The 26,090-nt window shown below is 52.8% G+C and carries 22 protein-coding genes; 15 read left to right on the forward strand and 7 right to left on the reverse strand.

Annotated features, from left to right (window positions below):
• The first annotated feature begins 71 nt into the window (after positions 1-71).
• Positions 72-1,667: an ABC transporter substrate-binding protein gene (locus ACT3RR_RS05220; protein ID WP_485901414.1), complete on the forward strand. Its 1,596-nt coding sequence runs from the start codon at positions 72-74 to the stop codon at positions 1,665-1,667.
• Positions 1,668-2,352: 685 nt separating this feature from the next.
• Here the strand turns inward: ACT3RR_RS05220 and ACT3RR_RS05225 are convergent.
• Both ACT3RR_RS05225 and yfcG read right to left on the reverse strand, forming a co-directional pair.
• Complete coding sequence (locus tag ACT3RR_RS05225) at positions 2,353-3,252, reverse strand: TIGR01777 family oxidoreductase (RefSeq protein WP_353502782.1); 900 nt, start codon at positions 3,250-3,252, stop codon at positions 2,353-2,355.
• Positions 3,253-3,436: 184 nt separating this feature from the next.
• Entirely contained in the window at positions 3,437-4,066 is a 630-nt protein-coding gene (gene yfcG, locus ACT3RR_RS05230) for a GSH-dependent disulfide bond oxidoreductase (RefSeq protein WP_396132405.1), read from the reverse strand.
• 292 nt (positions 4,067-4,358) lie between these two features.
• Here yfcG and yfcD point away from each other — a divergent pair, with 292 nt between their 5' ends.
• Positions 4,359-5,000: an NUDIX hydrolase YfcD gene (gene yfcD, locus ACT3RR_RS05235; RefSeq protein ID WP_496199887.1), complete on the forward strand. Its 642-nt coding sequence runs from the start codon at positions 4,359-4,361 to the stop codon at positions 4,998-5,000.
• Between the two features lie 70 nt (positions 5,001-5,070).
• Here the strand turns inward: yfcD and ACT3RR_RS05240 are convergent, their stop codons facing one another.
• Positions 5,071-6,087, reverse strand: a complete 1,017-nt coding sequence (locus tag ACT3RR_RS05240; RefSeq protein WP_496199888.1) for a LacI family DNA-binding transcriptional regulator — start codon at positions 6,085-6,087, stop codon at positions 5,071-5,073.
• Positions 6,088-6,482: 395 nt separating this feature from the next.
• Between ACT3RR_RS05240 and ACT3RR_RS05245 the strand changes: the two genes are divergently transcribed.
• The 5 genes from ACT3RR_RS05245 to ACT3RR_RS05265 all read left to right on the forward strand — a co-directional run bounded on the left by ACT3RR_RS05245 (position 6,483) and on the right by ACT3RR_RS05265 (position 10,604).
• Positions 6,483-6,926: a PTS sugar transporter subunit IIA gene (locus ACT3RR_RS05245; RefSeq protein ID WP_353502778.1), complete on the forward strand. Its 444-nt coding sequence runs from the start codon at positions 6,483-6,485 to the stop codon at positions 6,924-6,926.
• Between the two features lie 108 nt (positions 6,927-7,034).
• The gene (locus tag ACT3RR_RS05250) at positions 7,035-7,313 is read left to right on the forward strand and encodes a PTS sugar transporter subunit IIB (RefSeq protein WP_353502777.1); all 279 of its coding nucleotides are present in this window, start codon (positions 7,035-7,037) and stop codon (positions 7,311-7,313) included.
• Positions 7,314-7,346: 33 nt separating this feature from the next.
• Positions 7,347-8,723, forward strand: a complete 1,377-nt coding sequence (locus ACT3RR_RS05255) for a PTS ascorbate transporter subunit IIC (RefSeq protein ID WP_034791785.1) — start codon at positions 7,347-7,349, stop codon at positions 8,721-8,723.
• Between the two features lie 101 nt (positions 8,724-8,824).
• The gene (locus ACT3RR_RS05260; protein ID WP_353502776.1) at positions 8,825-9,658 is read left to right on the forward strand and encodes a transketolase; all 834 of its coding nucleotides are present in this window, start codon (positions 8,825-8,827) and stop codon (positions 9,656-9,658) included.
• Positions 9,651-10,604 carry a transketolase family protein gene (locus ACT3RR_RS05265; RefSeq protein ID WP_496199889.1) on the forward strand — a complete coding sequence of 318 codons (954 nt, stop codon included), beginning with the start codon at positions 9,651-9,653 and terminating at the stop codon, positions 10,602-10,604. Before ACT3RR_RS05260 ends, ACT3RR_RS05265 begins: the two co-directional genes overlap by 8 nt.
• Before the next feature lie 64 nt (positions 10,605-10,668).
• On the opposite strand, the gene pta is transcribed toward ACT3RR_RS05265, so the two are convergent.
• Both pta and ackA read right to left on the reverse strand, forming a co-directional pair.
• Complete coding sequence (gene pta, locus ACT3RR_RS05270) at positions 10,669-12,810, reverse strand: phosphate acetyltransferase (protein ID WP_353504000.1); 2,142 nt, start codon at positions 12,808-12,810, stop codon at positions 10,669-10,671.
• Positions 12,811-12,967: 157 nt separating this feature from the next.
• Positions 12,968-14,170 carry an acetate kinase gene (gene ackA / locus ACT3RR_RS05275; RefSeq protein ID WP_353502775.1) on the reverse strand — a complete coding sequence of 401 codons (1,203 nt, stop codon included), beginning with the start codon at positions 14,168-14,170 and terminating at the stop codon, positions 12,968-12,970.
• 471 nt (positions 14,171-14,641) lie between these two features.
• On the opposite strand from ackA, the gene yfbV reads away from it, so the two are divergent.
• From yfbV to ACT3RR_RS05295, 4 genes are all read left to right on the forward strand, one after another.
• Positions 14,642-15,097 carry a terminus macrodomain insulation protein YfbV gene (gene yfbV, locus ACT3RR_RS05280; RefSeq protein WP_353502774.1) on the forward strand — a complete coding sequence of 152 codons (456 nt, stop codon included), beginning with the start codon at positions 14,642-14,644 and terminating at the stop codon, positions 15,095-15,097.
• A 195-nt stretch (positions 15,098-15,292) separates the two neighbouring features.
• Positions 15,293-15,787 (forward strand): YfbU family protein, encoded by a 495-nt coding sequence (locus ACT3RR_RS05285; protein ID WP_034791774.1) that lies wholly within the window; start codon positions 15,293-15,295, stop codon positions 15,785-15,787.
• 73 nt (positions 15,788-15,860) lie between these two features.
• On the forward strand, positions 15,861-16,514 hold the full coding sequence (locus ACT3RR_RS05290; protein ID WP_353502772.1) for a sugar phosphatase: 654 nt from the start codon (positions 15,861-15,863) through the stop codon (positions 16,512-16,514).
• Positions 16,515-16,647: 133 nt separating this feature from the next.
• Positions 16,648-18,480 carry an SLC13 family permease gene (locus ACT3RR_RS05295; RefSeq protein ID WP_496199890.1) on the forward strand — a complete coding sequence of 611 codons (1,833 nt, stop codon included), beginning with the start codon at positions 16,648-16,650 and terminating at the stop codon, positions 18,478-18,480.
• A gap of 4 nt (positions 18,481-18,484) precedes the next feature.
• Here the strand turns inward: ACT3RR_RS05295 and yfbR are convergent, their stop codons facing one another.
• Positions 18,485-19,084 carry a 5'-deoxynucleotidase gene (gene yfbR / locus ACT3RR_RS05300; protein WP_353502770.1) on the reverse strand — a complete coding sequence of 200 codons (600 nt, stop codon included), beginning with the start codon at positions 19,082-19,084 and terminating at the stop codon, positions 18,485-18,487.
• 130 nt (positions 19,085-19,214) lie between these two features.
• On the reverse strand, positions 19,215-20,429 hold the full coding sequence (locus ACT3RR_RS05305) for a pyridoxal phosphate-dependent aminotransferase (RefSeq protein WP_353502769.1): 1,215 nt from the start codon (positions 20,427-20,429) through the stop codon (positions 19,215-19,217).
• A gap of 982 nt (positions 20,430-21,411) precedes the next feature.
• Between ACT3RR_RS05305 and lrhA the strand changes: the two genes are divergently transcribed.
• The 4 genes from lrhA (at position 21,412) to nuoC (ending at position 26,088) form a co-directional block, all read left to right on the forward strand.
• Positions 21,412-22,356, forward strand: a complete 945-nt coding sequence (gene lrhA, locus ACT3RR_RS05310) for a transcriptional regulator LrhA (protein WP_353502768.1) — start codon at positions 21,412-21,414, stop codon at positions 22,354-22,356.
• Between the two features lie 710 nt (positions 22,357-23,066).
• Positions 23,067-23,504 carry an NADH-quinone oxidoreductase subunit A gene (locus tag ACT3RR_RS05315; RefSeq protein WP_034791762.1) on the forward strand — a complete coding sequence of 146 codons (438 nt, stop codon included), beginning with the start codon at positions 23,067-23,069 and terminating at the stop codon, positions 23,502-23,504.
• Positions 23,505-23,523: 19 nt separating this feature from the next.
• Complete coding sequence (locus ACT3RR_RS05320; protein WP_140470293.1) at positions 23,524-24,198, forward strand: NuoB/complex I 20 kDa subunit family protein; 675 nt, start codon at positions 23,524-23,526, stop codon at positions 24,196-24,198.
• A gap of 90 nt (positions 24,199-24,288) precedes the next feature.
• Positions 24,289-26,088 (forward strand): NADH-quinone oxidoreductase subunit C/D, encoded by a 1,800-nt coding sequence (nuoC, locus tag ACT3RR_RS05325; protein WP_396132413.1) that lies wholly within the window; start codon positions 24,289-24,291, stop codon positions 26,086-26,088.
• Positions 26,089-26,090: the final 2 nt, after the last annotated feature.

The raw sequence follows: 26,090 nt of genomic DNA on the forward strand, positions 1-26,090 counted from the left end.
GAATGTTAATCTGTTTTTAAAAGATGCACCACGAAGAATAAGCGTTATTAAACACAACGACAGGGAAAACCATGAAACACAACATCCTCAAAATAAGTGCCGGTTTACTGGCCTTGGCGGTGACGGGCGGCGCGTCCGCCAAGACCTTAGTCTATTGCTCAGAAGGCTCGCCAGAGCAGTTCAACCCACAGCTCTACACCTCGGGAACCTCGGTAGACGCCAGCGCGGTGCCTATCTATAACCGTCTGGTCGATTTCAAAGCTGGCACCACTGATTTAGTGCCGAGCCTTGCCGAAAGCTGGGACATCAGCCCGGACGGCAAAACCTACACTTTTCATCTGCGCAAAGGGGTGAAATTCCAGAGCAGCAAGATTTTCACGCCAACCCGTGACTTCAACGCTGACGACGTGATTTTCTCCTTCATGCGCCAAAAAGACGAAAACAACCCCTACCACAAGGTGTCGGGCGGGACTTATCTCAACTTCGATAGCCTGAAGATGGGGGACCTGATTGGCAGCATCGACAAGGTGGATGATTACACGGTTCGCTTCAATCTGACGCGCCCTGAAGCCCCGTTTGTGGCTGATTTGGCATGGTATTTCGCCTCAATCCTCTCGGCGGAATATGCCGACCAGATGCTGAAAGCCGGTACGCCAGAAAAAGTGGATATGAATCCTATCGGCACCGGCCCGTTCGAGCTGGTGCAGTACCAGAAAGACACACGCTTGCTGTACAAAGCCTTCCCGGAATATTGGCAGGGCAAGTCGAAAATCGACCGTCTGGTGTACACCATCACGCCTGATGCCTCGATGCGCCTCGCCAAGCTGGAGAAGAATGAGTGTCAGGTGATGCCATTCCCGAATCCGGCTGACTTGGACCGTATGCGCGCCAATAAAGACATTAATTTGATGAGCAAGTCCGGGTTGAATACCGGCTTCCTGTCCTTCAATACTCAAAAACCGCCGTTGGATAATGTGAAAGTGCGCCAGGCGCTGAGCATGGCGATCAACAAGCCGCAAATCATCGAAGCCGTGTTTCAGGGCACCGGGACAGTAGCCAAAACGCTGCTGCCGACCGGCGTCTGGGGCTATAACGATAAAGTGGTGGATTACGATTTCTCACCAGAAAAAGCCAAAGCGCTATTAGCCGAAGCCGGTTTCCCGAATGGTTTTGATATCGATCTGTGGGCGATGCCGGTTCAGCGTCCGTACAACCCAAATGCCCGCCGCATGGCCGAGATGATTCAGTCCGACTGGGCGAAAATTGGCGTGAAGGCGCACATTGTGAGCTATGAGTGGGGCGAGTATCAGACCCGCATTCGCAACGGCGAGCACATGGCCGCGCTGATGGGCTGGACCACCGCCAACGGCGACCCGGACAACTTCTTCGGCCCGCTCTACACCTGTAACGCAGCCAAAGGCGGTTCTAACTCGGCCAAGTGGTGCTATCCGCCATTCGACAAGTTAATCACCGAAGCTAAAGAAACCACCGATCACGACAAACGCGTCGCGCTGTACGAAGAGGCGCAGCAAGTGATGCACGATCAGGCTCCGGCAGTGTTTATCGCCCACTCGACGATTTTCGAACCCGTTCGCAAAGAAGTGACCGGGTATGAAGTCGACCCGTTTGGGAAACATATTTTCTACCAGACGGACATCAAGGAGTAGGAAAGAGGGCGGCTTTCGGGCCGCTAACTTTGGGCTGCTGCCCTAACCTGCTTTTTAAATCTTTAAATTCAAATTCAACTTCAAAACCGTGGGCGTCGGCCCACACCGACCAAGGGAGGCGTAAACGCGCCTCCCTTGGAACCCTGCGTTTTTTCCTGCTGTAAAATAGAGGCTTCGCAGGGTTGGAATGGACGTGTTCCAGCGGCCACGGTGTTCGCCGCGAAATGCCGCCGCTTAGGCGGTTCCCTCAGTTCGGGTTTCGAGCCTTTGGTCTCGAACCACTCCCTCGGCGTCACTTCTGAACGCGGCCTACCGGCATTTACACCGAACCTTTTCAGTGAATTGGGGTTGGTTTGCTCCTACCCCTGATAAGGGGGAGGCTGGGAGGGAGTAAGTCAAATCCCTGAAACGGCACGGTTAAGAAGCTTCAAAACCGCAGTCAAAAATGGCGCTGAGCGAATGGTTCGAGACCAAAGGCTCGAAGCCTGAAGCGAAGGAACCGCCTAAGCGGCGACATTTTGCGGTGGAGAACGGAAGTACCTGAAACACGTCCGTCCAGCGAGCGGAGCGCGCAGTAAAGAGCCGGGGAGTCTTGAGGGGCGCGGCGATAGGCGCCCTTCAAGGCCGGTGTGGCGGCAGCGCACGACCTTGACCTTAAAAGGCTCGCTTGGGAAGCCCATCCCAATCACCCCTTCAGAACGTTCTCCAGCGCCTCCTTCAACTCCTGATGCCCAAAAGTAAAACCTGCATCCTCGAGCCTTCTCGGTACGGCTCGCTGGCCGCCTAGCACCAGAACGGCAGACTCACCCATCAACAGGCGCACAACGCCCGCAGGCACGCGCATAAAGGCCGGGCGGTGGAGCACTTCACCCAGCAACGCGCTGAACTGTTCGTTGCGGGCGGGGTAAGGGGAAACCATGTTGAAAGGGCCACTCAGGGTTTCGTGCATTAGCAGGAAAATGATGCCATTGACCATGTCGTCGATGTGGATCCACGGCATATATTGCTGGCCGTCGCCGAACGGGCCGCCGAGACCGGCGCGGAAGGGCAGCACCATTTTCGCCAGCGCGCCCCCTTTACGGGCTAAGACTACGCCGGTGCGCAGCAGGCAGACTCGGGTGCGGTCGCTCTCTGCGGCTAAAGCCAGGGCTTCCCAACGGGCGCAGAGCTGCCAGGTGAACTGCTTATTTGGCGGCTCATCTTCGGGTACTAACGCCTGACCTTGGTCGCCGTAATAGCCCACTGCGGAGCCTGAGATGAAGACTGACGGCGGCTTCTGGCTGGCGTTAATCAGGGTGGCGAGTCGCTCGGTGACCTGCCAGCGGCTATCGCATAACTTCTGCTTCTGATCTTTGGTCCAGCGCTTATCGGCAATTGGCTCACCGGCGAGATTGATCACCGCGTCGAAACCGTCTAAAGAGGTTTTATCTTCCAGCGACTCCCACAGCAGCACCTGCGGGCCGAGCACTTTGGCGGCGCGAGAGGGGGAGCGAGTCAGCGCCGTGATATGGTGCGACTGGCCGAGCAGGCGTTCGGTGAGTCGGCGCCCGATAAGGCCGGTGGCACCGGTTATCAAGATTTTCATGGCTGGCTCCTTAACTTATTGAATGCCCATTGGAAGGCTTCTTTTTAGCATAGGTTACTCCTCGCACTAAACCCGCGATATGGAGCACATCCTGAGTGAATATTTATTATCCCCGATGCGTCGATAGCCCGCGCGGGTATCGGCAAAACTCACCGCATTGGGGATAAGAACGGCTGAGCGTGAGCTACTTGTTGTCGGCCACGGCGTAGGCTTTTTGCGTCGCAGGGCGATTCTTAATGCGTTCAAACCAGTTGCGCACGGCAGGATAGTCCGCCAGATCAATACGTTGCCGCTCGTGGGATACCGCCCATGGGTAAGTTGCGATGTCGGCAATGCTGTAGTTTTCGCCAGCAATATAGGCGTTTTTCTCCAGCTGGGTATTGAGCACGTTGTACAGGCGTTTGGTTTCTTGCTGATAACGCTCGATGGCGTAGGGGACGGGCTGCGGGGCGAAGTGGGTGAAATGGTGGTTTTGCCCCAACATCGGGCCGAATCCGCCGACTTGCCAGTAGAGCCACTGGAGGGTCAGGGTACGTTCGCGTAGCTCTTGGCTGAGCAGTTTGCCGGTTTTGTCGGCGAGATACTGCAAGATGGCGCCGGATTCGAACACGCTAATCGGCGCGCCGTTATCAACTGGCTGGTCATCAACAATGGCAGGAATTTTATTATTGGGCGAGATGGCGAGAAACTCGGGCTTGAACTGGTCGCCGGAACTGATGTTAATGCGTTGAATTCGGTAGGGTATTTCGGCTTCTTCCAGAAAGAGCGTGATTTTGTGTCCGTTGGGTGTTGGCGCGTAATATAAATCAATCATAATGCCTCCTGCGTTATTAGATTTTGTGGCCGACATGCGGCAGAGCGGGATTCTGATAATCAAAGAATAGCGTTGAATTCTTACTGACTCGGGTGCAACATCCGCAAACTATCAACTTTAGGTTAACATATCAGTTAAGCTTGGTTGGCACTGTGAGACTAGTCTGATGGTTTCCGGCCCGGACTGTCTTAGCTTTAAGCGTGGAACAATGCCACTCTGGCTATTGAAGCGCCCCCGCAGAGACAGATAGAATCAGCGGATACTCAATTTTACCCTTAGAAGGTTTCATAGGATGGCGGAACAAGAGCAGAACACCGGCACCGGCGAATGGGTTGATATCGTCAACGAAGAGAACGAAGTTATAGCCCAGGCTAGCCGTCAACAGATGCGAGCTCAGTGCCTGCGCCATCGTGCCAGCTACATCGTGGTTCACGACGGCATGGGTAAAATCCTGGTGCAAAGACGCACCGAGACCAAAGATTTCTTCCCTGGTTGGTTAGATGCCACCGCCGGCGGCGTGGTGCAGAGTGGGGAGGTTGTGCTGGATTCCGCCCGTCGCGAAGCAGAAGAGGAGCTGGGTATTGCCGGCGTGCCTTTTGCTGAGCACGGCATGTTCTACTTCGAAGAGCCAAACAAGTGCCGCGTGTGGGGCGCGTTGTTTAGCTGTGTTTCCCACGGTCCTTTTGCCTTGCAGGAAGAAGAGATCGACGAAGTCAGTTGGATGACGCCAGAAGAGATCACCGCCCGTTGTGACGAATTCACCCCAGACTCGCTGAAAGCGCTGTCACTGTGGATGACCCGCAATAATGAGAAAGAACACGGTAAGCCGTTGGTTCGTGAAGAGAAAATCTTACCGGGCGATCCGCTGCCGGTTGAAACCTCTTCCTTCTCGCTGGGTGATGTTCAGGAAAGCAAAAACGCTGACGGAGCTTAACGGCTTCTGAGTAAAATGCACCAAGGGGCGGCTTAGGCCGCCCTCTGCATTTCTGCGGATAAATCATGTTTTAACAGCTATCGCGACGGCAAAGTGATGAGGCAATCGCGACCTCTTCCCACTCTTCATCGTTAATGCGCGCCAGCAGGGCCTGCGCCGCGCGGATGCCAATCTCTTTGTGCGGAATGGCAATGGTGGTCAAGGGCGGCTGGCACACCTTGCTCACGTCACTGTTACCAAAACCCACCACCGCTAAATCATCCGGTACTTTCACTCTCCGACGCTGGCATTCGTACAGCACGCCGCAGGCCAGCTCGTCGGAAACGCACACCAGCGCGTCGAGTTCAGGCCATGCCAGCAAGAACTCCGGCAGCTGGTGCGCGCCAGTGGTGAAGCTGGCCGGTTCGGCTGAATTGATCACCCGATGCACCGACATGTGGGCCTTAAGCATGGCTTTATGCCAGCCTTGCAGGTGCTGCTGGAAGATCCACTGCTCCTGATTAGCGCACAGCATGCCAATGTTTTTATAGCCCCGGTCGATCACCGTTTTGGTCAGTTGATACATGGCTTCGACATTGTCGATGCCAATATTCATATCAATGGGCGACTCGGTCAGCGCGCCAATCTCCAGCACCGGGATCGAGGTATTATCCAGCCAATTGCGCACATTCGGCGAGTGCTCGACGCTAAGCAAAATGGCGGCGGCGAGGTTGTAAGACAGGAGGGTTTCGAGCAGCTTCTCTTCGCGATCGAGACGATGCTGCGACTCCGCCAGCATGATTTGGTAGCCGGCGGGTTGCAGGATTTTTTGCAACCCGGCGAACATCTCGGCACAACCCGGCTCTGACAGGCTTGGGACAATCATCGCAATAGTGTAGGAAGAGGCGGAAGCGAGCGAGCTGGCGGCCTGATTGGGTAAATAGCCGAGCTGGCTGACGGCTTCTTCAATTTTTTCACGCAGTTTATCCGAAACCTGCTCCGGCGTTCTTAGCGCCCGGGACACGGTCATACTCCCGACACCCGCGAGTTGCGCGACATCGGCCAGCGTCACTCTTCCGGTACTGCGTCGTTTTTTGTTAATCGACATTCACTATCCTGACTCTCAACTGCGCATCTCGCGCAGGGCATCGCAATCTAAAATGGGCCGCAAACCTGAGGGTTCCCGCAAGAACGGCAGGGGTAACAGCGGCAGATGTGATGAATTATCGGCAAATCGTGGACAAAGTATATCCTTATTTCTCATCTCCAATGTTGTCTGATACCCGAGGGTGATTATTTTTGATAGCGCTATCACAGAATCAAATCATAGAAATTTGGTAGCGCTACCTTTGTGATTTGCATCACAGATGTTAACGCTATCGCTGAGTAGAGTCTGGATCGTTAATGGGATCGGGGGAGGTTGTTAATACTTTTAACTATGGCGACCTTTAGGCCCACTGACACACCAAGTAAGAATTCCTAAAATAAGAGTCAGGAGTTGCAATGCTTAATGATTGGCTGACACCAGATACGATTCACATTAGACACGACATCACTGACTGGCGCGACGCCGTGAAAGCCAGTGCTGAACCTTTACTGGCGAATGGCACCATCACCGCTGATTACGTTGAGGCGATTTTTGCCCAGCATGAGAAGTTGGGTCCGTACTACGTTTTGGCACCGGGTATTGCCATGCCGCATGCCCGTCCTGAAGAGGGTGCCAAGGGGCTAGGATTATCTTTGCTGACACTGCCTCACGGCGTGAAATTCAATTCAGAAGATAATGATCCGGTGTATAGCGTAGTGATGTTAGCGGCACCGGATAAACACAGCCATATCGAATTAATTTCCGAGCTGGCTGAGTTATTTTCCAGCGAAGATGAAATGCAAAAAATATTTGCAGCGAAAGACATTAAAACTATTCAGGACATTATCTCTAAATTCTAATTCCTGAACCAATGGAATAACGTCAGTTCATCATGGATGCGTAATACGGTATACATCAGGCTAATACTGGTGAATTACCCTACAAACTTTAAAACACAGGTAAATAACATGAAAATTATGGCGATTTGTGGTTCAGGTTTAGGCAGCAGCTTTATGGTGGAAATGAACATCAAGAAAGTGCTGAAAAAGTTGAATATTCAGGCCGACGTTGAACACTCCGATCTCTCCTCTGCCACACCGGGCGCAGCGGACCTGTTCGTGATGGCGAAAGATATCGCCGCCAGCGCAGGCGTTCCAGAGAATCAGTTAGTGGTCATTACTAACATTGTGGATATTAATGAGCTGGAAACCAAGTTAGTCGCCCACTTCGAAAAATATCCTGTGTGATAAGACGATTATTCTAAAAATAAAGAGGTGTATATGTTTATCCAGGAAACGCTCAAGTTTGTGGTTGATATATTAAAAGTGCCTTCTATTTTGGTCGGTCTTATTGCGTTGATCGGTCTGGTCGCACAAAAGAAAAACTTTTCCGATGTGGTGAAAGGCACGGTAAAAACAATATTAGGCTTTCTGGTATTGGCGGGCGGTGCCACGGTATTAGTCGGGGCATTAAATCCTTTAGGCGGCATGTTTGAACATGCTTTCAGCATTCAGGGGATCATTCCAAATAACGAAGCGATTGTCTCTATCGCTTTGGAGAAATTCGGTGCGCCTACTGCCTTGATCATGGCGTTCGGCATGGTGGCTAACTTGATCGTCGCGCGTTTCACTCGCCTGAAATACGTGTTCCTGACTGGTCACCACACCTTCTACATGGCCTGTATGATCAGCGTTATCCTCACCGTTGCTGGTTTTGAAGGCGTGGGTCTGGTGTTCACCGGTTCCCTGACGCTGGGTCTTATCATGGCGTTCTTCCCGGCACTGGCGCAGCGCTATATGCGTCGCATCACCGGCAATGACGACGTGGCATTCGGCCATTTCGGCACTATCGGTTATGTGCTGTCCGGCTGGATTGGTAGCAAGGTCGGTAAAGGTTCGCGCTCAACCGAAGAGATGAACCTGCCTAAGAACCTCAGCTTCCTGCGCGATAGCTCGATTTCTATCTCGCTGACCATGATCATCATCTACCTGATCCTCGCGGTGTTCGCGGGCCAAGTATTCGTTGAGCAGACTTACAGCGCGGGCCAGAACTACTTGGTGTACTCCATCATCATGGCTATCACCTTTGCAGCGGGCGTGTTCATCATCCTGCAAGGCGTGCGTCTGATTCTGGCGGAAATCGTCCCGGCGTTCGTCGGCTTTTCTGAGAAGCTGGTGCCAAATGCTCGCCCGGCGCTGGACTGCCCGGTGGTGTACCCTTACGCGCCAAATGCCGTGCTGATTGGTTTCCTGTTCAGCTTCCTCGGCGGTCTGGTTGGCCTGTTCCTGCTGGGTCAGTTCAATCTGGTATTGATTCTGCCGGGCGTGGTTCCGCACTTCTTCACCGGTGCTACCGCTGGCGTGTTCGGTAACGCCACTGGTGGGCGTCGCGGCGCAATGGTTGGCGCATTTGCCAACGGCGTGCTGATCACCTTCCTGCCAGTTCTGCTGCTGCCGGTACTGGGTGCGCTGGGCTTCGCCAACGCTACCTTCTCTGATGCTGACTTCGGCGTCATTGGTATCCTGCTCGGCAATCTGGCTCGCTTTATGTCGAAAGAAGCCATTATGGCGCTGATCGTGGCTATCTTCGCCGCGCTGGTGGCCTACAACTATCTGGCGAAAAAGCCCGCCGCAGAAAAAGCAGTAAGCGAAAAGTAATTCTTCCTAAGTACCACTAACCATCCGGGAAAGCACAAGGTAAGGCCTGTTAGTCATTAACAGGCCGAGCCAAGTGCTAACTAAAATAAGGACCAATAAACATGAAAGATGTCCAAGAGGTTCGTGAGTTTGCTCGTCAAATCCGTATTGAGACCCTAAAAATGCTCACCGGATTAGGCTTTGGTCACTACGGCGGCAGCATGTCGGTGGTCGAAACGCTGGCGGTGCTGTATAGCGACGTGATGCGTATCGACCCGACCAAGCCAGACTGGCAAGAGCGTGATTATTTTGTTCTGTCGAAAGGCCACGCTGGCCCGGCGCTGTATGCCACGCTGGCGCTGAAAGGCTACTTCCCGCAGGACGATTTGAAAACGCTAAATCAGAATGGCACCAAGCTGCCGAGCCATCCTGATCGCCTGCGCACTGTCGGCGTGGATGCAACGACCGGATCTCTGGGACAGGGCGTGTCCATTGCCACCGGCATGGCGCTGTCGCACAAACTGGCGAAACGCGATAATCGCGTGTTCTGCGTGGTGGGCGACGGTGAGTTGAATGAGGGCCAGTGCTGGGAGGCTTTCCAGTTTATTGCTCACCACAACCTCAACAACCTGACGGTGTTTATTGACTACAACAAGCAACAACTCGACGGTTTGCTCGATGAAGTGATCAAGCCGTTTGATTTGGCCGGTAAGTTCAGCGCCTTTGGCTTCGACGTGTTGACCATCAAGGGTGATGACATTGTGGCCTTGCAAAACGCGCTGACGCCGGTACGTCAGGGCGAGCAGCGCCCGCTGGCCATCGTGCTCGACAGCGTGAAAGGACAGGGCGTGAAGTATCTGGAATCACTGGCTAACTCGCACCATCTGCGGTTAACCCCGGAAGTGAAACTGGAAATCGAAAACGCCATTGCTGAACTGGAGGCCGCCCATGTTTGAAGTCACGCTGGAACTGAAACCCGACAACATTGAAATGCGCAAAGTCTACGGCAACGTGGTGCGGGAAAAAATCGTTGAGAACACACCAATTATCGCTCTCGAAGCTGACCTGATGAGCGCCATGGCGATGGACGGCGTGCATCGTGACCATCCGCAGCACGTGATTAACTGCGGCATCATGGAAGCTAACGTGATTGGCGTCGCCGCTGGCCTGTCACTGACCGGGCGCGTGCCGTTTGTGCACACTTTCACCGCTTTCGCCAGCCGTCGCTGCTTCGACCAGCTGTTTATGTCTTTGGATTACCAGAAGAATAACGTCAAGGTGATCGCCTCTGACGCCGGTGTCACCGCCTGCCACAATGGCGGCACGCACATGTCTTTCGAGGACATGGGCATTGTGCGCGGGCTGGCCAACTCGATTGTGTTGGAAGTCACCGACGCCGTGATGTTCCGCGATATCTTACAGCAGCTGGTGGATCTGAAAGGCTTCTACTGGGTGCGCACCATCCGCAAACAGGCGACTCAGGTGTATAAAGAGGGTTCCACGTTCACTATTGGCAAAGCCAATCTGCTGCGCGATGGTAATGATATCACCCTGATTGCCAACGGTATTATGGTAGCTGAGGCCTTAAAAGCGGCGGAGATGCTGGCTCGGGACGGTATCAGCGCGGCGGTTATCGACATGTTCACCCTGAAACCTATCGACAAAGAGATCATTCAGCAGTACGCCGCCAAAACTGGCAGAATCGTTACCTGTGAGAATCACAGTATCCATAACGGGCTGGGTTCGGCGGTGGCCGAAGTGCTGGTCGAACATACGCCGGTGCCAATGCGCCGCGTGGGCGTGAAGGAGCGCTATGGACAGGTCGGCACGCAGGACTTCTTGCAGCAGGAGTATGGCCTGACCGCCGAGCACATTCTCGAAGCAGCGAAACAGCTGCTGTAACGGAATTGAGCCAAAAAAAACGCCGACTTGATGTCGGCGTTTTGCATTCTGAGCAGGCAGGAAATTAAGCTTTAGCTGCTGCTTCAGCTTGTGCAGATTGAATCGCAGTCAGTGCCACGGTGTAGACGATATCGTCAACCAGCGCGCCGCGAGACAGGTCGTTGACTGGCTTACGCATGCCTTGCAGCATTGGCCCGATTGAGACCAAATCAGCCGAACGCTGAACTGCTTTATAGGTGGTGTTACCGGTGTTCAGGTCTGGGAAGATGAACACGGTCGCTTTACCCGCTACCGGCGAGTTTGGCGCTTTGGACTTCGCCACGTCAGCCATGATTGCGGCGTCATATTGCAGTGGACCGTCGATGATCAGGTCCGGGCGTTTTTCCTGCGCCAGACGAGTCGCTTCACGCACTTTCTCAACGTCGCTACCTGCACCCGAGTTACCGGTGGAGTAGGAGATCATTGCCACCCGCGGTTCGATACCGAAGGCCGCGGCGGAATCCGCAGATTGGATAGCGATTTCAGACAGCTGTTCAGCCGTTGGGTCTGGGTTGATGGCGCAGTCGCCGTAAACCAGCACTTGGTCAGGCAGCAGCATGAAGAACACAGAAGAAACCAGCGAGCTGCCCGGCGCCGTTTTGATCAGCTGCAACGGTGGGCGGATGGTGTTCGCCGTGGTGTGAACCGCGCCGGATACCAGACCGTCAACTTCGCCTTTTTCTAGCATCAGGGTGCCGAGAACCACGTTGTCTTCCAACTGCTCGCGGGCAACCACTTCGGTCATGCCTTTGCTTTTACGCAGTTCAACCAGGCGGGCCACGTACTCTTCACGCACCACAACCGGGTCAACAATCTGGATGCCTTTGCCCAGTTCGATACCCTGAGCAGCGGCAACGCGTTGGATCTCTTCTGGATTACCCAGCAGCACGCATTCTGCGATACCACGTTCAGCACACAGCGACGCGGCTTTCACGGTACGCGGCTCGTCGCCTTCTGGCAGCACGATACGTTTTTTCGCATTACGCGCCAGTTCGGTCAGCTGATAGCGGAACGCCGGAGGAGACAGGCGGCGTGAACGCTCGGAGTGGGCGCTCAGGGAGTTGATCCAGTCGCTGTTGATGTGGGAAGCCACGTACTGTTGCAGCTTCTCAACGCGCTGGTGGTCATCAGCAGGCACTTCAAGGTTGAAGCTTTGCAGGCTGAGGGAGGTCTGCCACGTGTTGGTATCCACCATGAAGACCGGCAGGCCAGTTTTGAATGCGCGCTCGCACAGGGTGTTGATGCGATCGTCGATGTCATAGCCGCCAGTCAGCAAGATAGCGCCGATTTCCACGCCGTTCATCGCTGCCAGACAGGCTGAAACCAGTACGTCTGGGCGATCAGCAGAGGTCACCAGCAGTGAACCCGGGCGGAAGTGCTCCAGCATGTGCGGAATGCTGCGCGCGCAGAAGGTTACGGATTTCACGCGGCGAGTCTGGATGTCACCTTCATTGATAACGCGGGCATTCAGGTGTTTTGCCATGTCGATGGCGCGAGTGGCGATCAGCTCGAAGCTCCAAGGAATGCAGCCCAGCACCGGCAGCGGGCTGTTAGCGAACAGCTGGCTTGGGTCAACGTTAGCAACGCTTGCTTTGGTGGAGTCGTCGAAGATTTCAGACAGGTCAGGGCGCGTACGGCCTTGATCATCAACCGGGGCGTTCAGTTTGTTGATGATAACGCCGGTGATATTTTTGTTTTTGCTGCCGCCGAAGCTGCTACGTGCCAGCTCAATGCGCTCTTTCAGCTGAGCCGGAGAGTCATTGCCCAGCGCGATGACGAAGACGATTTCGGCATTCAGGGTTTTGGCAATTTCGTAGTTCAGGGCGTTAGCGAACTGATGTTTACGGGTTGGCACCAAGCCTTCAACCAGCACGACTTCTGCGTCTTTGGTGTTTTCGTGGTAACGGGCGATGATCTCTTCCATCAGCACGTCCTGTTGGTTAGAGCTCAACAGGTTTTCCACGTGGCTCATTTTCAGCGGCTCAGCAGCAGGTACGCTGGAGTTGGCGCGGATAATGGTGGTGGTTTGGTCTGGCGAATCACCGCCGGTGCGCGGCTGGGCGATAGGCTTGAAGATGCTTAGGCTAACGCCTTTTTGTTCCATGGCACGGATCACGCCAAGGCTGACGCTGGTCAGACCGACGCTGGTGCCTGTAGGGATCAACATAATTGTACGGGACACGGCTAAACCTCTCTGGAATGCCAGACGGACGTAGAACTTGAGTAAGGAAGGTGCGATGACTGCTTAACGCGGCTGCTTCCAGACTGGCTACGCTCGCCTAATTAAAGAAAACTGCCAGCAGGCGCTGGCAGTGGGATGCATGTTATGCGGTCAGGCGAGCCGCATCTTGAGCGATAACCAGCTCTTCGTTGGTCGGGATGACCAGCGCGGTACGCGTGCCTTCTTTGTTGATAGCGCCAGACTTGCCAAAGCGCGCTGCGAGGTTACGTTCGTGGTCGATTTCAAAGCCCAGCAGGCCCAGTTTGTCGAGTGCGAATTCACGAACCATCGCAGCGTTTTCACCGATACCGCCGGTGAAGACCACGGCGTCCAGACGACCTTCCATCAGGGCTGCATAAGAACCGATGTACTTAGCCAGACGGTGGCAGAAGACGTCCATGGCGCGTTTAGCGTCAGCTTTGGTCGCGTAGTTATCTTCTACATAGCGGCAGTCGCTGGTGACTTCAGTCAGGCCAAGCAGGCCGGATTCTTTGGTCAGCATTTTGTTGATCTGGTCAACACTCATGCCCAGTGCGTCGTGCAGGTGGAAGATGATTGCCGGGTCGATGTCACCACTGCGGGTACCCATTACCAGACCTTCCAGCGGGGTCAGACCCATGGAAGTGTCCACGCATTTACCGTTACGGATTGCGCTAACAGAACCGCCGTTGCCCAAGTGGCAGGTGATCAGGTTTACTTCTTCCACTGGCTTATTCAGCATTTTCGCGGCTTCTTGCGTCACGTAGAAGTGGCTGGTGCCGTGTGCGCCGTAGCGACGAACGTGGTGATCTTTGTACAGGCTGTACGGCAGAGCGTAGAGGTAAGACTCTTCCGGCATGGTCTGGTGGAACGCCGTGTCGAACACTGCCACGTTTTTATCAGCCAGTTTCGGGAAGGATTTCAACGCTTCGGCGATACCAATCAGGTGTGCTGGGTTATGCAGCGGTGCAAACGGGATAGATTCTTTGATACCCTGAATGACTGCATCATCGATAAGCATTGATTTGGTCAGTTTTTCGCCGCCGTGAACGATACGGTGACCGATAGCCACCAGCTCAGCAGAGAGTTCAGGTTTTTTGGACAGGATATTGTCAACAATGAACTTCAGAGCTTCACTGTGCGCAGCGCCAGCGCCAAGTGCGGCTTCTTCTTTACCACCGTCCATTTTCCATTTGATGCGGGCTTCTGGCAGATGGAAACATTCGGCTAAACCTGAGATGTACTCTTCACCATTCGCAGCATCAATGATGGCGAACTTAAGGGAAGAGCTACCACAGTTAAGAACCAGAACTAGCTTACTCGACATGGAAGTACCTATTTATTGTTGGTGCTGTTTAAGATAAAAACAAAACACGTGGTTAATAAATCGTCAATCTGACATCAAGCGTAGCGCATAATGGCGGTGACAATTATGATTAACATCATGCCAACGAAGAAAAGCGGCATGACAGTGATAAAGCTGGGGAATCTTCAGCCAACGGCCGAAACCGGGCGGTGATTAATCACCTCTTATGCTGACAATACATCTCTCAATGAGTGCGTCAGACCCCTCAGAATGCTACTTATTAGGGCTTTAATCGGTAAAAACGCTAACAAATAAGACAATAATTAATTACAAAAGGCACCAAGCGGAGGCAAGATGAAGCAACGCCCCGAATTTGCGGGGACAGGATACCCACTGGTGCCTGCAAAAACAAAATATATTTAATCGTGCTAAAATCCCGTTAGTTATTTACAACTATTTTTTAATTATTATATGTGAAGTTGAGGTGCACCCATGACCAGTAAGCCATCAGGTTCAGTCAGTTGGTTTCAGGTATTCCAGCGCGGGCAACATTATATGAAGACCTGGCCAGCCGATAAGCGTCTGGCGCCGGTATTCCCCGAGAACCGAATTTCGACGGCGACGCGTTTTGCTGTGCGCTTTATGCCGCCTTTGGCCGTCTTCACCTTAACCTGGCAAATCGCTCTCGGCGGCCAGCTCGGCCCGGCGGTGGCCACCTCTATTTTTGCCTGTAGCTTGCCGATGCAAGGTCTGTGGTGGTTAGGACGCCGCTCTTTAACGCCGCTGCCACCAACGCTGCTGAGCTGGTTCCACGATGTGCGTAATAAGCTGGCCGAAGCAGGGCAGGCGCTGGCGCCGGTAGAAGGTACCCCGACCTATCAGTCTCTGGCCGACGTGTTAAAACGCGCCTTCAAGCAGTTGGACAAAACCTTCCTCGATGATATTTAACGGATGCCGGGCATCCGTTTTACTTTGCCCATTTTTTGTCTTAACGCGCTGTCATCCATTGTAGCCATCAATAGTGAATCCACTTCATTTCCACTCAGTTTATGTGTCTAAATCAAAGAATGGTCAGCTTGAGATTTCACGCTAGTTTGCCCTGTGTCATGCTTTGTTCATTATGCATACTTGAGGAAATTCACGATGGAAATGACCAACGCCCAACGCCTGATTTTATCCAATCAATATAAAATGATGACCATGCTGGACCCGGAAAATGCCGATCGCTATCGCCGGTTACAAACGGTAATTGAGCGCGGCTTTGGTCTGCAAATGCGCGAGCTGGATCGCGACTTTGGCGAACTGTCGGAAGAAACCTGCCGTACTGTCATTAACATCATGGAAATGCACCACGCGATGCAGGTTTCATGGACCAATCTTAAAGACACTCAAGGTCTGGATCGCCGCCGTCTGGACTTCCTTGGCTTCGACGCTGCAACAGAATCCCGCTATTTGAGCTATGTTCGCTTTATGGTGAACACCGAAGGCCGCTATACTGACTTCGATTCAGGAACTCACGGGTTCAACTCACAGACTAAAATGTGGGAAAAATACCAGCGTATGCTCGCCGTCTGGCAAGCATGTCCACGCCAATATCATCTAAGCGCGGTCGAGATCGCGCAGATTATTAATGCCTAAATTGCAACCCGAATGAAGAAGCCGTAGCCAATAAAGCTGCGGCTTCACGCATAAAGGGGATAAGGAGTTGATTGTGGAGTGTAAAGGTTTCTTGTTCGACCTGGATGGAACGTTAGTCGATTCACTGCCTGCGGTAGAACGCGCTTGGATTAACTGGGCATTGAGTCGCGGCATCAGTCCGCAAGAGGTGCTGGCGTTTATTCATGGCAAGCAGGCGATCACTTCTTTGCGTCATTTTATGCCGGGCGAAAGTGAAGAGAACATCCAGCGCGAATTCCAAAAGCTCGAGCAGATTGAAGCCACGGATACTGAAGGCGTGACCGCGCTGCCGGGGGCGCATTTGCTGCTTAGCGAGTTGAATCGCCACAATATTCCTTGGGCGATTGTGACCTCTGGCACCGTGGCGGTGGCTCATGCCCGCCACGCGGCGGCGAATTTGCCGAAGCCAGAAGTGTTTGTCACGGCGGAACAAGTCAAACACGGCAAGCCACAGCCTGATGCTTACCTGCTGGGCGCCGAGCTTCTGGGTTTAGCGCCAGAAGATTGCGTGGTAGTGGAAGACGCCGCAGCCGGCGTGATGGCCGGATTGGCCGCAGGCTGCAAAGTGATTGCAGTCAATGCGCCGTCGGACACGCCGGGGATCGAAGAGGTCGATATGGATCTGAGCACCCTTGAAGTTATCGTGGTGGAAGCTGACAGCCATAAAGTGATGGTTGGCCTGCGTTAATAGCATATTGCTGATAAAAACGACGATTTCGTTGATATGAACCCCGCTTCGGCGGGGTTTTTTTATGGCATGCTTTCAGGCATGGTGTCTCAGCTTGCAGCCTTTTACTTTTCATCACAAACGGAGCCTTGTTTTGACCAGTGAACTGATATGGGTGTTGTTTCTTTTAATTGTCGCAATGGTGCTGTTCGCCAGCAATAAATTGCGCATGGACGTCGTGGCTTTACTCGTGATTGTCGCCTTCGTGATGAGTGGCACTCTGACGCTGCATGAGGCCATGGCCGGGTTTAGCGATCCGAACGTTATTTTGATTGCCGCACTCTTTGTCATTGGTCACGGGCTGGTGCGAACCGGCGTGGCTTATCAAGTTGGCGAATGGCTGATGAAGGTCGCGGGCAACAGCGAAACGCGCATGCTGGTGCTGCTGATGATCACCGTCGCCGGGCTGGGGGCCTTTATGAGCTCGACCGGCGTGGTGGCGATTTTCATCCCGGTGGTGTTAAGCGTCGCCGCTAAAATGAAAACGTCTCCCGCCCGCCTGATGATGCCGCTGAGCTTCGCCGGGCTTATCAGCGGCATGATGACGCTGGTCGCGACGCCGCCTAACATGGTGGTTAACAGCGAGTTACTGCGCGAAGGCTTTGACGGCTTTGGCTTTTTTGGCGTGACGCCGATTGGCCTGGTGGTGTTGATTATGGGCGTTGGCTACATGCTTATCGCCCGCCGCTGGCTTTCTGGCGAAAACAGCGGCGCTAAAAAAGAGGACTGGCAGCGCCGTACTTTCCGTGACCTGATCCGCGATTATCGCTTAACCGGCAGGGCAAGGCGCATGGCGATCCGCCCGGATTCTCCGCTGGTGGGTAAAACGCTGGATGATGTGCACCTGCGTTCGCGCTATAGCGCCAACGTGGTGGGAATTGAGCGCTGGCGCAAATTCCGCCGCATTATGGTCAGCGCCACCGGCAGCACCGAGCTGCGGGCCAGAGACGTGCTGCTGATTGATATGGCGGACAGTGAAATTTCGGTCAGGCAATTTCTGACCGATGAAAAACTCGAGCCGATGGTGCTGCGTGGCGACTACTTCTCCGAGCAGTCGCGCGACGTAGGTATGGCGGAAGTGTCACTGATTCCCGATTCCGAGCTGCTGGGCAAAAGCTTGCAGCAGGTGAGTTTCCGCTCGCGTTACGGGCTTAACGTGGTTGGCATTCGCCGCAACGGCGAAGCCCTCGAAGGCAAGCTTATCGACGAAGAACTTCAGCTGGGCGATACCTTGCTGGTTATCGGCGACTGGAAGCTTATCCGCCAGCTTCAGCAGCAAACTCATCATTTTATTGTCTTGAATCTGCCCGCCGAGGTGGATGACGTCGCGCCCGCCGTCAGTCAGGCCCCGCACGCGTTGTTCTGCTTGGCGCTGATGGTGGCGCTGATGCTGACGGATGAAGTGCCGAACGTAATTGCCGCCATTGTCGCCTGCCTGCTGATGGGCAAATTCCGCTGTATCACCATGGAAGGGGCTTATAAATCCATTCACTGGCCGAGCCTGCTGCTTATCGTGGGGATGATGCCCTTTGCGCTGGCATTGCAGAAAACCGGTGGGGTGGCGCTGATTGTTAAAGGGCTGATGGACGTCAGCGGCGGTCACGGCCCGCATATCATGCTGCTCAGCCTGTTTGTGCTCTGCGCGACCATTGGCCTGTTTATTTCCAATACCGCCACGGCGGTGCTGATGGCGCCGATTGCCATTGCCACGGCCCAGCAGATGGGGCTGTCGCCTTATCCCTTCACCATGATCATTGCGATTGCGGCCTCGGCGGCCTTTATGACGCCGGTTTCTTCACCGGTGAATACGCTGGTGATGGTGCCGGGCAATTACAGTTTCAGCGACTTTATTCGCATTGGCGTGCCTTTTACGCTGATGGTGATGGCCATCAGCGTGTTTCTGGTACCGCTGATGTTTCCGTTTTAAGCACTCAGAGCGGGGAGTCGAGGCTGATTTCATCCAGTGACAGGCTAAAGCTCGGAATGAAGACCTCCATAAAGTAGTCCATTTCCGGGCTTTGGCGCAGCGCCAGCGTCTTCTCCAGACGGGCCTTCGCCAGCTTGAATTCGTTATTACCCGCCGACAGCTCTTCCAGACATTTCAAATAGGCGCATAGGGCATCCGCCTGTTTCACCGTCAGTTTTTCCTCTTCACTGTAATAGTGCTCGTCAATCAATGAACGGAAATCATCCTGCAGCTCCAGCGGCAGCATCTCGATCAGCTTCTGCTGGGCAATTTTCTCTATCTTTTTGTATTCGTGGGCGATCTGCGGGTTGTAATACTTGATGGGCGTCGGCATGTCTCCGGTCAGCACCTCGCTGGCGTCGTGGTACATCGCCAGCAGAGCGACGCGCTCGGCATTGAGGTTGCCATTAAACTTGCGGTTTTTGATCAGGGCCAGGGCGTGGGCGACGAAAGCCACCTGCAGGCTGTGCTCAGAGACGTTCTCAGTACGCACATTGCGCATCAGCGGCCAGCGGCCAATCAATTTCAAACGAGACAGGTGGGCAAAGAAGTGGCTTTGGCTCATAACACTCTCAAATATCTACGGCGAATGAACACTATTGTGAGCATGGAATGGGGCTGTGTCACCCTGATAACAACAAAAATCATTGGGAAGGAGCAGGGCGTCGGCGGCGCGACGCCCTTGATGGACGAACTTACTGACGATAGGTTTCGAGGAAGCGACCGAGTTTACCCACGGCCATTTCCAGCTCGTCGACGCGCGGCAGGGTGACGATGCGCACGTGGTCAGGATACGGCCAGTTGAACGCCGAGCCTTGAACCAGCAGGACTTTTTGCTGTAACAGCAGATCCAGCACCATCTTCTGGTCATCGTGAATATTAAAACGCTTGGCGTCGATTTTCGGGAACATGTACAGCGCGCCTTTCGGCTTGACGCAGGAGACCCCCGGGATCTGATTGATCAACTCCCAGGCTCTGTCCCGCTGTTCATACAGGCGGCCGCCCGGCTGAATAAACTCGCTGATACTTTGGTAGCCGCCCAGCGCGGTTTGAATGGCGTGCTGCATCGGCACGTTGGCGCACAGGCGCATCGACGCCAGCATTTCCAAACCTTCGATATAGCCTTTGGCGTGTTTTTTCGGCCCGTTCAGCACCATCCAGCCCTGACGGAAACCCGCCACGCGGTAGGTTTTCGACAGGCCGTTAAAGGTAACGGTCAACAGGTCCGGCGCCAGCGAAGCGATAGAAATGTGCTCGGCGTCGTCATACAGAATCTTGTCGTAGATTTCATCAGAGAAGATGATCAGGTTGTGCTCGCGAGCTATCTTGACGATCTCCAGCAGCAGCTCTTTGCTATAAACCGCGCCCGTCGGGTTGTTCGGGTTGATGATCACAATCCCGCGAGTGCGCGGGGTGATTTTGGCGCGAATGTCGTCGAGGTCCGGGAACCAGTCTGCTCCTTCGTCGCAAAGATAGTGAACGGCATTACCGCCGGACAGCGAAACTGCGGCGGTCCACAGTGGGTAATCAGGAGCCGGAACCAGCATTTCGTCGCCGGTATTCAACAGCGCCTGCATTGATTGCACGATCAGTTCAGACACGCCGTTGCCGATATAGATATCTTCAACGGTGATATCACGCATTTCGCGCGCCTGATAATGCTGCATGATGGCTTTACGGGCAGAAAAAAGGCCTTTCGAGTCACAGTAACCCTGAGCGGTCGGTAAGTTTCGGATAACGTCGACCAGAATCTCATCAGGCGCGTCAAAACCGAACGGGGCAGGGTTGCCGATGTTCAGTTTGAGGACCTTATTACCTTCTTCTTCCAGACGTTTTGCTTCTTTGAGTACCGGGCCGCGAATGTCGTAGCAGACGTTGTCCAGTTTGCGGGATTTTTCAATCGGGGACATGTAATGGTGAGCCTTTTATGTAAAGCCTGTTCTTCCTTGGCGCCAATGCCGTGGAACAAAGCGAAGCAGCCAATTTACTCTCACTCAGACCTCTTTTGAAGGGCAGTGCCCAGCTTTGGTGCAAAACATTACTCACCCTGTGGTTAGTGAAGTAAGTAGAGGCGTTGTATTTTTAACGTGGAGTTAAACACTACATTTTCACTTTTTTCTAGATGGATGCTCTGTGTGGATTGCACTTACTGCCCATAGGCGTAATGCATGGAGTACAGAAAGAGCAATTAATGCTCAAAGATCACTTTGTAAGTCACCGGATAATAAGAGAAATTTAAAAAATTGAACTGAGTTGGGTTCTTAGGTGTCTCTTTAGTGTATAAAAGATATCCTAATAGACCTCAATGTATTGTTTACTGAGACTGGATAAATTAACAGAGCTGATTCGCATTTTCTGCCAATGCTTTTGTCAGTACTCTGTAAGTTCAGCTAACGAATATATTTCTATTGAGATACAAACTTCATTCTAAAATTTGTGGGAAAATTCTTAAGGTTGGTTTAACTCATTAGACCCATACAAAGTATGTCTTCGAGTGTGAATCAATGAATTTATTGAATTATATTTCTTTGGGTCAAATACATTAATTAATAATGCTTATATTTCTGTGTGAGTTTAATGCGGTTTGTCCCCGCAGGGCTTGCTGTCTGCGGCTCTGTGACGCAATAAAAACTCTCAGATAAATATGACTAAAAAATCTCAATTTAGTTGTTCTAATCATTTTTATTAATTTAGGTTGAGCAGATAATTGGTCATTTAGAGCATAAAAAAGGGAATTGTTCCTATAAAATGGATTCGTATTGCAGAAATATTTCTCATTTCCGCTTATCTAATGAGTGAGTATGCGTCATATCTGGTATTCTGCATTTTGCGGGAACTTTGCCGCATCAATCAGGGTAGCTTGTTATTAGATTTTAAAAGTGAAGAAAAACTATGACAAATGCAAATCGTCCAATCCTCAATCTTGACCTTGATCTGCTGAGGACTTTTGTTGCAGTTGCTGATTTAAATACGTTTGCCGCAGCCGCAGCCGCCGTATGCCGTACACAATCAGCCGTCAGTCAACAAATGCAGCGTCTCGAACAACTGGTAGGTAAAGAGCTGTTTGCCAGACACGGACGTAATAAGTTATTGACCGAACACGGTATTCAACTGCTTGGCTATGCTCGGAAAATTCTGCGCTTCAACGATGAAGCCTGTACCTCCCTTATGTACAGCAATGTACAGGGTGGCATCACCATTGGCGCATCAGACGACACTGCTGACACCATATTGCCGTTTTTGCTGAGCCGGGTGACATCGATTTATCCCAAGTTATCTATCGACGTCAGAGTACAGCGTAGTCCGTTTATGCTGTCTATGCTCGAAAATGAAGAAATTGACTTAGCGATCACCACGGTGACCAGCACCGATCATCCGCATATTGTGTTGCGTACATCGCCAACGCTTTGGTATTGCTCCGCTGACTTCTCATACCCATCTGGCGACAGCGTGCCCTTAGTTGTGCTCGATGAACCTAGCCCTTACCGTACCATGGCAATCGATTACCTGAACCAAGCCGGTATTCCATGGCGTATTGCTTACGTGGCTTCTACGCTGTCTGCCATTCGTGCGGCGGTAAGAGCAGGTTTAGGGGTGACGGCACGGCCAATTGAGATGATGAGTCCTGAACTGCGCGTTTTGGGCGAGCAGGAAGGCCTACCGCGCCTGCCTGACACTCAGTACGTGCTGTATAAGAACTCACACAGTGAAAACGAGTTAGCGATGGCGATTTTTAATGCTGTGGAGCAGGGGAATGACCCTTACTCTTTGAGCGCCTATGCTCAAAGCTCAGTGGCTGACGATGACCGCAGCGTGGTTGCCGAGCCTAAACTTTAAGCAGATCTTCTGCGCCACTTTACCCCCACCCCTGAAGCTTATCGGGGATGGGGGGTAAAGTGTTGTGCTTATAAAGAGGTAGTCAAAGTAACCAAAATAAAGGCTTTGCCGTTTTTTTTAATGCTGATGCGTATTTTTCTTACTAAACCTCAGAACTCCCCTGCCAGAATGCCTCTCTTTTCTTCGATCCAGAAAGCCTAAAAACGCGCTAAAACGCCCCTGTTTTCGAATCTAATCCTTAGCGAAAAACTGCTTTGGAATTTTAAGTTTTTCAAAAAAAGTTGTTAAATCGCTGTGCTTTTTACCATCAAAGTTGCCCAAACTGTGTCCTGGATCAAAAAAATAACCTTGTTTTGTGAGTGGAAGAAACGCTTATTCCTGCGACAATGCTATTGTTTGGCTCGAAGCATTAAATCCCGAGAACATGCCTTTGTTCTATCAAACTATTTTACTGACTCGATTTAGCACATCGACGTCGCATGATATGTTAATAAAATGATAAGCATGTAAATTAATGTGGAGATACTTTTGTCTAAGTTGACAAAAGGTTATAGAAAGGAGTAAAAAGCCCACAGTAAATCACTGGCTTAAACCGTTTATAAGCCGTGAAACGGTGTGGTTATTAATCCTTCCCTTGAATCGATGTGGTGTGCAAGCTGCCGTTAAAGAGCAGATGCAATTGCGCCGCTTTTGATGAGTAAGCTAAGAGTATGTCAACAGCCACTGAAGTTATCGCTCAACACTGGGCGTTCGCGGTATTTCTGATCGTCGCAATAGGTCTTTGTTGCCTCATGTTACTGGGCGCAGCGTTCCTTGGCGGGAGAGCCAGAGCGCGATACAAAAACACGCCTTTCGAATCTGGTATCGCATCCGTGGGTACCGCCCGCATGCGTCTTTCCGCCAAATTCTATCTAGTCGCGATGTTTTTCGTCATTTTCGACGTGGAAGCCCTGTATCTCTATGCATGGTCAACCTCTATCCGTGAAAGCGGGTGGGTCGGGTTCGTCGAAGCCGCCATTTTCATTTTAGTCCTGTTAGCCGGTCTGTTTTATCTGGTGCGTATTGGCGCATTGGACTGGACACCAACACGTTCGAAAGGACCTGTTAAACCGAGCCCAGCGATTAACACCAACAGTCATCCGCAGTAAGTAATAGCGAGGCAATAAGATGGACTATACGCTCACCCGCATAGACCCGGACGGTGAGAACGACCGTTACCCCCTGCAAAAGCAAGAGATCGTCGGTGATCCTCTGCAAGAACAGGTAAAGCGCAGCGTCTTCATGGGGAACCTCGAAGAGGCGATGCATGGGATGGTGAACTGGGGTCGCAAAAACTCCCTTTGGCCGTATAACTTCGGCCTTTCGTGCTGCTACGTTGAAATGGTGACGTCGTTTACTGCGGTACACGACGTTGCTCGTTTTGGTGCTGAAGTTCTCCGTGCTTCTCCGCGCCAGGCCGATTTCATGGTAGTAGCAGGAACCTGTTTTACCAAGATGGCCCCGGTTATTCAGCGTTTGTATGACCAAATGCTTGAGCCGAAATGGGTTATCTCGATGGGCGCATGTGCTAACTCCGGTGGTATGTACGACATCTACTCCGTGGTTCAGGGTGTAGATAAGTTCTTACCGGTTGATGTGTATATCCCAGGTTGCCCGCCGCGCCCGGAAGCTTACATGCAGGCCCTGTTACTGCTGCAAGAATCTATCGGCAAAGAACGTCGCCCGCTGTCGTGGGTTGTTGGGGATCAGGGCGTTTACCGCGCGAATATGCAATCTGAGAAAGAGCGTAAACGCGCAGAGCGTATCGCCGTGACGAATCTGAAGTCTCCTGACGAGATTTAACACTGCGGTCTGAGAGTCAACCCTGAGGGGCGGTTGGTAGCGATACACCCCCTTACGGCATAAATGACCATTTAGTGTGGTGAAAATAAAATGACAGATTTGACGACGCAAGACACCGCTCAGCCAGCATGGCAAACCCGAGATCATCTTGATGATCCGGTCATCGGCGAATTGCGTAACCGTTTTGGGCCTGAGGCCTTTACTGTTCAACCGACCCGTACCGGTATACCCGTGGTGTGGATCAAGCGCGAACAGATACTGGAAGCGATCACCTTTTTACGAAAACAGCCAAAGCCTTATGTCATGCTGTTCGACCTGCATGGCGTAGATGAGCGTTTACGTACTCACCGCGACGGTTTACCGGCCGCGGATTTTTCCGTTTTCTATCACCTGATTTCCGTTGAGCGTAATCGCGACATTATGCTCAAGGTGGCGTTGTCAGAAAACGACCTGCATCTTCCGACCATCACCAAGGTGTTCCCGAACGCCAACTGGTATGAGCGCGAAACGTGGGAAATGTTCGGTATTACCTTCGACGGCCACCCGCACCTGACGCGCATCATGATGCCTCAGACTTGGGAAGGGCACCCGCTGCGTAAAGACTATCCGGCCCGTGCTACCGAATTCGATCCTTTCGAGCTGACTAAGCAGAAAGAAGATCTGGAGATGGAGTCACTGACTTTCAAGCCTGAAGACTGGGGCATGAAGCGCGGTACCGAAAACGAGGACTTCATGTTCCTCAACCTCGGTCCAAACCACCCGTCTGCGCACGGTGCGTTCCGCATCATCTTGCAGCTTGATGGCGAAGAGATTGTCGACTGCGTGCCGGACGTGGGTTACCACCACCGCGGTGCGGAAAAAATGGGCGAGCGCCAGTCATGGCACAGCTACATTCCGTACACCGACCGTATCGAATACCTCGGCGGCTGCGTTAACGAAATGCCTTACGTGCTGGCCGTTGAGAAACTGGCAGGCATTACCGTAGGCGACCGCGTTAACACCATCCGCGTGATGCTGTCTGAACTGTTCCGTATCAACAGCCACCTGTTGTACATCAGTACGTTCATTCAGGACGTCGGTGCGATGACGCCAGTCTTCTTCGCGTTCACCGACCGTCAGAAAATCTACGATTTGATCGAGGCAATCACCGGCTTCCGTATGCACCCGGCCTGGTTCCGTATCGGCGGTGTTGCACACGACCTGCCGAAAGGCTGGGAACGCCTGCTGCGCGAATTCCTCGACTGGATGCCTGCTCGTCTGGACTCTTATGTTAAAGCTGCCCTGAAAAACACCATTCTGATTGGTCGTTCGAAAGGCGTTGCGGCTTACAACGCGGAAGACGCGTTGGCATGGGGCACCACGGGTGCAGGTCTGCGCGCGACCGGTATTGATTTCGACGTGCGTAAATGGCGTCCATATTCTGGTTACGAAAACTTCGACTTTGAAGTGCCAGTGGGCGACGGCGTCAGCGACTGCTACTCGCGCGTGATGCTGAAAGTAGAAGAGCTGCGTCAGAGTCTGCGCATTCTGGAACAGTGCTACGCCAATATGCCAGCAGGCCCGTTCAAGGCCGATCACCCGCTGACCACGCCGCCACCGAAAGAACGCACGCTGCAGCATATCGAGACGCTGATCACGCACTTCCTGCAAGTGTCTTGGGGTCCTGTCATGCCTGCGCAAGAATCTTTCCAGATGATTGAAGCGACCAAGGGGATCAACAGCTACTACCTGACGAGCGACGGCAGCACCATGAGCTACCGTACCCGCGTTCGTACGCCTAGCTTCCCGCATTTGCAGCAGATCCCGTCAGTTATCCGTGGCAGCCTGGTATCCGATTTGATCGTCTACCTGGGCAGTATCGATTTTGTAATGTCAGATGTGGACCGCTAACG

Source organism: Ewingella sp. AOP8-B2-18, assembly GCF_052376015.1.
In the GTDB taxonomy this organism is placed as follows: Bacteria; Pseudomonadota; Gammaproteobacteria; order Enterobacterales; family Enterobacteriaceae; genus Ewingella; species Ewingella allii.

Coding starts and splice junctions, on each gene's coding strand:
- yfbR (WP_353502770.1), bottom strand. CDS start 19,084: ATGAGCCAAAGCCACTTCTTTGCCCACCTGTCTCGTTTGAAATTGATT.
- ACT3RR_RS05220 (WP_485901414.1), top strand. CDS start 72: ATGAAACACAACATCCTCAAAATAAGTGCCGGTTTACTGGCCTTGGCG.
- ACT3RR_RS05315 (WP_034791762.1), top strand. CDS start 23,067: ATGTCAACAGCCACTGAAGTTATCGCTCAACACTGGGCGTTCGCGGTA.
- ACT3RR_RS05260 (WP_353502776.1), top strand. CDS start 8,825: ATGAAAGATGTCCAAGAGGTTCGTGAGTTTGCTCGTCAAATCCGTATT.
- nuoC (WP_396132413.1), top strand. CDS start 24,289: ATGACAGATTTGACGACGCAAGACACCGCTCAGCCAGCATGGCAAACC.
- ACT3RR_RS05320 (WP_140470293.1), top strand. CDS start 23,524: ATGGACTATACGCTCACCCGCATAGACCCGGACGGTGAGAACGACCGT.
- yfcD (WP_496199887.1), top strand. CDS start 4,359: ATGGCGGAACAAGAGCAGAACACCGGCACCGGCGAATGGGTTGATATC.
- yfcG (WP_396132405.1), bottom strand. CDS start 4,066: ATGATTGATTTATATTACGCGCCAACACCCAACGGACACAAAATCACG.
- ACT3RR_RS05250 (WP_353502777.1), top strand. CDS start 7,035: ATGAAAATTATGGCGATTTGTGGTTCAGGTTTAGGCAGCAGCTTTATG.
- ACT3RR_RS05265 (WP_496199889.1), top strand. CDS start 9,651: ATGTTTGAAGTCACGCTGGAACTGAAACCCGACAACATTGAAATGCGC.
- pta (WP_353504000.1), bottom strand. CDS start 12,810: ATGTTGATCCCTACAGGCACCAGCGTCGGTCTGACCAGCGTCAGCCTT.
- lrhA (WP_353502768.1), top strand. CDS start 21,412: ATGACAAATGCAAATCGTCCAATCCTCAATCTTGACCTTGATCTGCTG.
- ACT3RR_RS05245 (WP_353502778.1), top strand. CDS start 6,483: ATGCTTAATGATTGGCTGACACCAGATACGATTCACATTAGACACGAC.
- ackA (WP_353502775.1), bottom strand. CDS start 14,170: ATGTCGAGTAAGCTAGTTCTGGTTCTTAACTGTGGTAGCTCTTCCCTT.
- ACT3RR_RS05305 (WP_353502769.1), bottom strand. CDS start 20,429: ATGTCCCCGATTGAAAAATCCCGCAAACTGGACAACGTCTGCTACGAC.
- ACT3RR_RS05225 (WP_353502782.1), bottom strand. CDS start 3,252: ATGAAAATCTTGATAACCGGTGCCACCGGCCTTATCGGGCGCCGACTC.
- ACT3RR_RS05285 (WP_034791774.1), top strand. CDS start 15,293: ATGGAAATGACCAACGCCCAACGCCTGATTTTATCCAATCAATATAAA.
- ACT3RR_RS05255 (WP_034791785.1), top strand. CDS start 7,347: ATGTTTATCCAGGAAACGCTCAAGTTTGTGGTTGATATATTAAAAGTG.
- yfbV (WP_353502774.1), top strand. CDS start 14,642: ATGACCAGTAAGCCATCAGGTTCAGTCAGTTGGTTTCAGGTATTCCAG.
- ACT3RR_RS05240 (WP_496199888.1), bottom strand. CDS start 6,087: ATGTCGATTAACAAAAAACGACGCAGTACCGGAAGAGTGACGCTGGCC.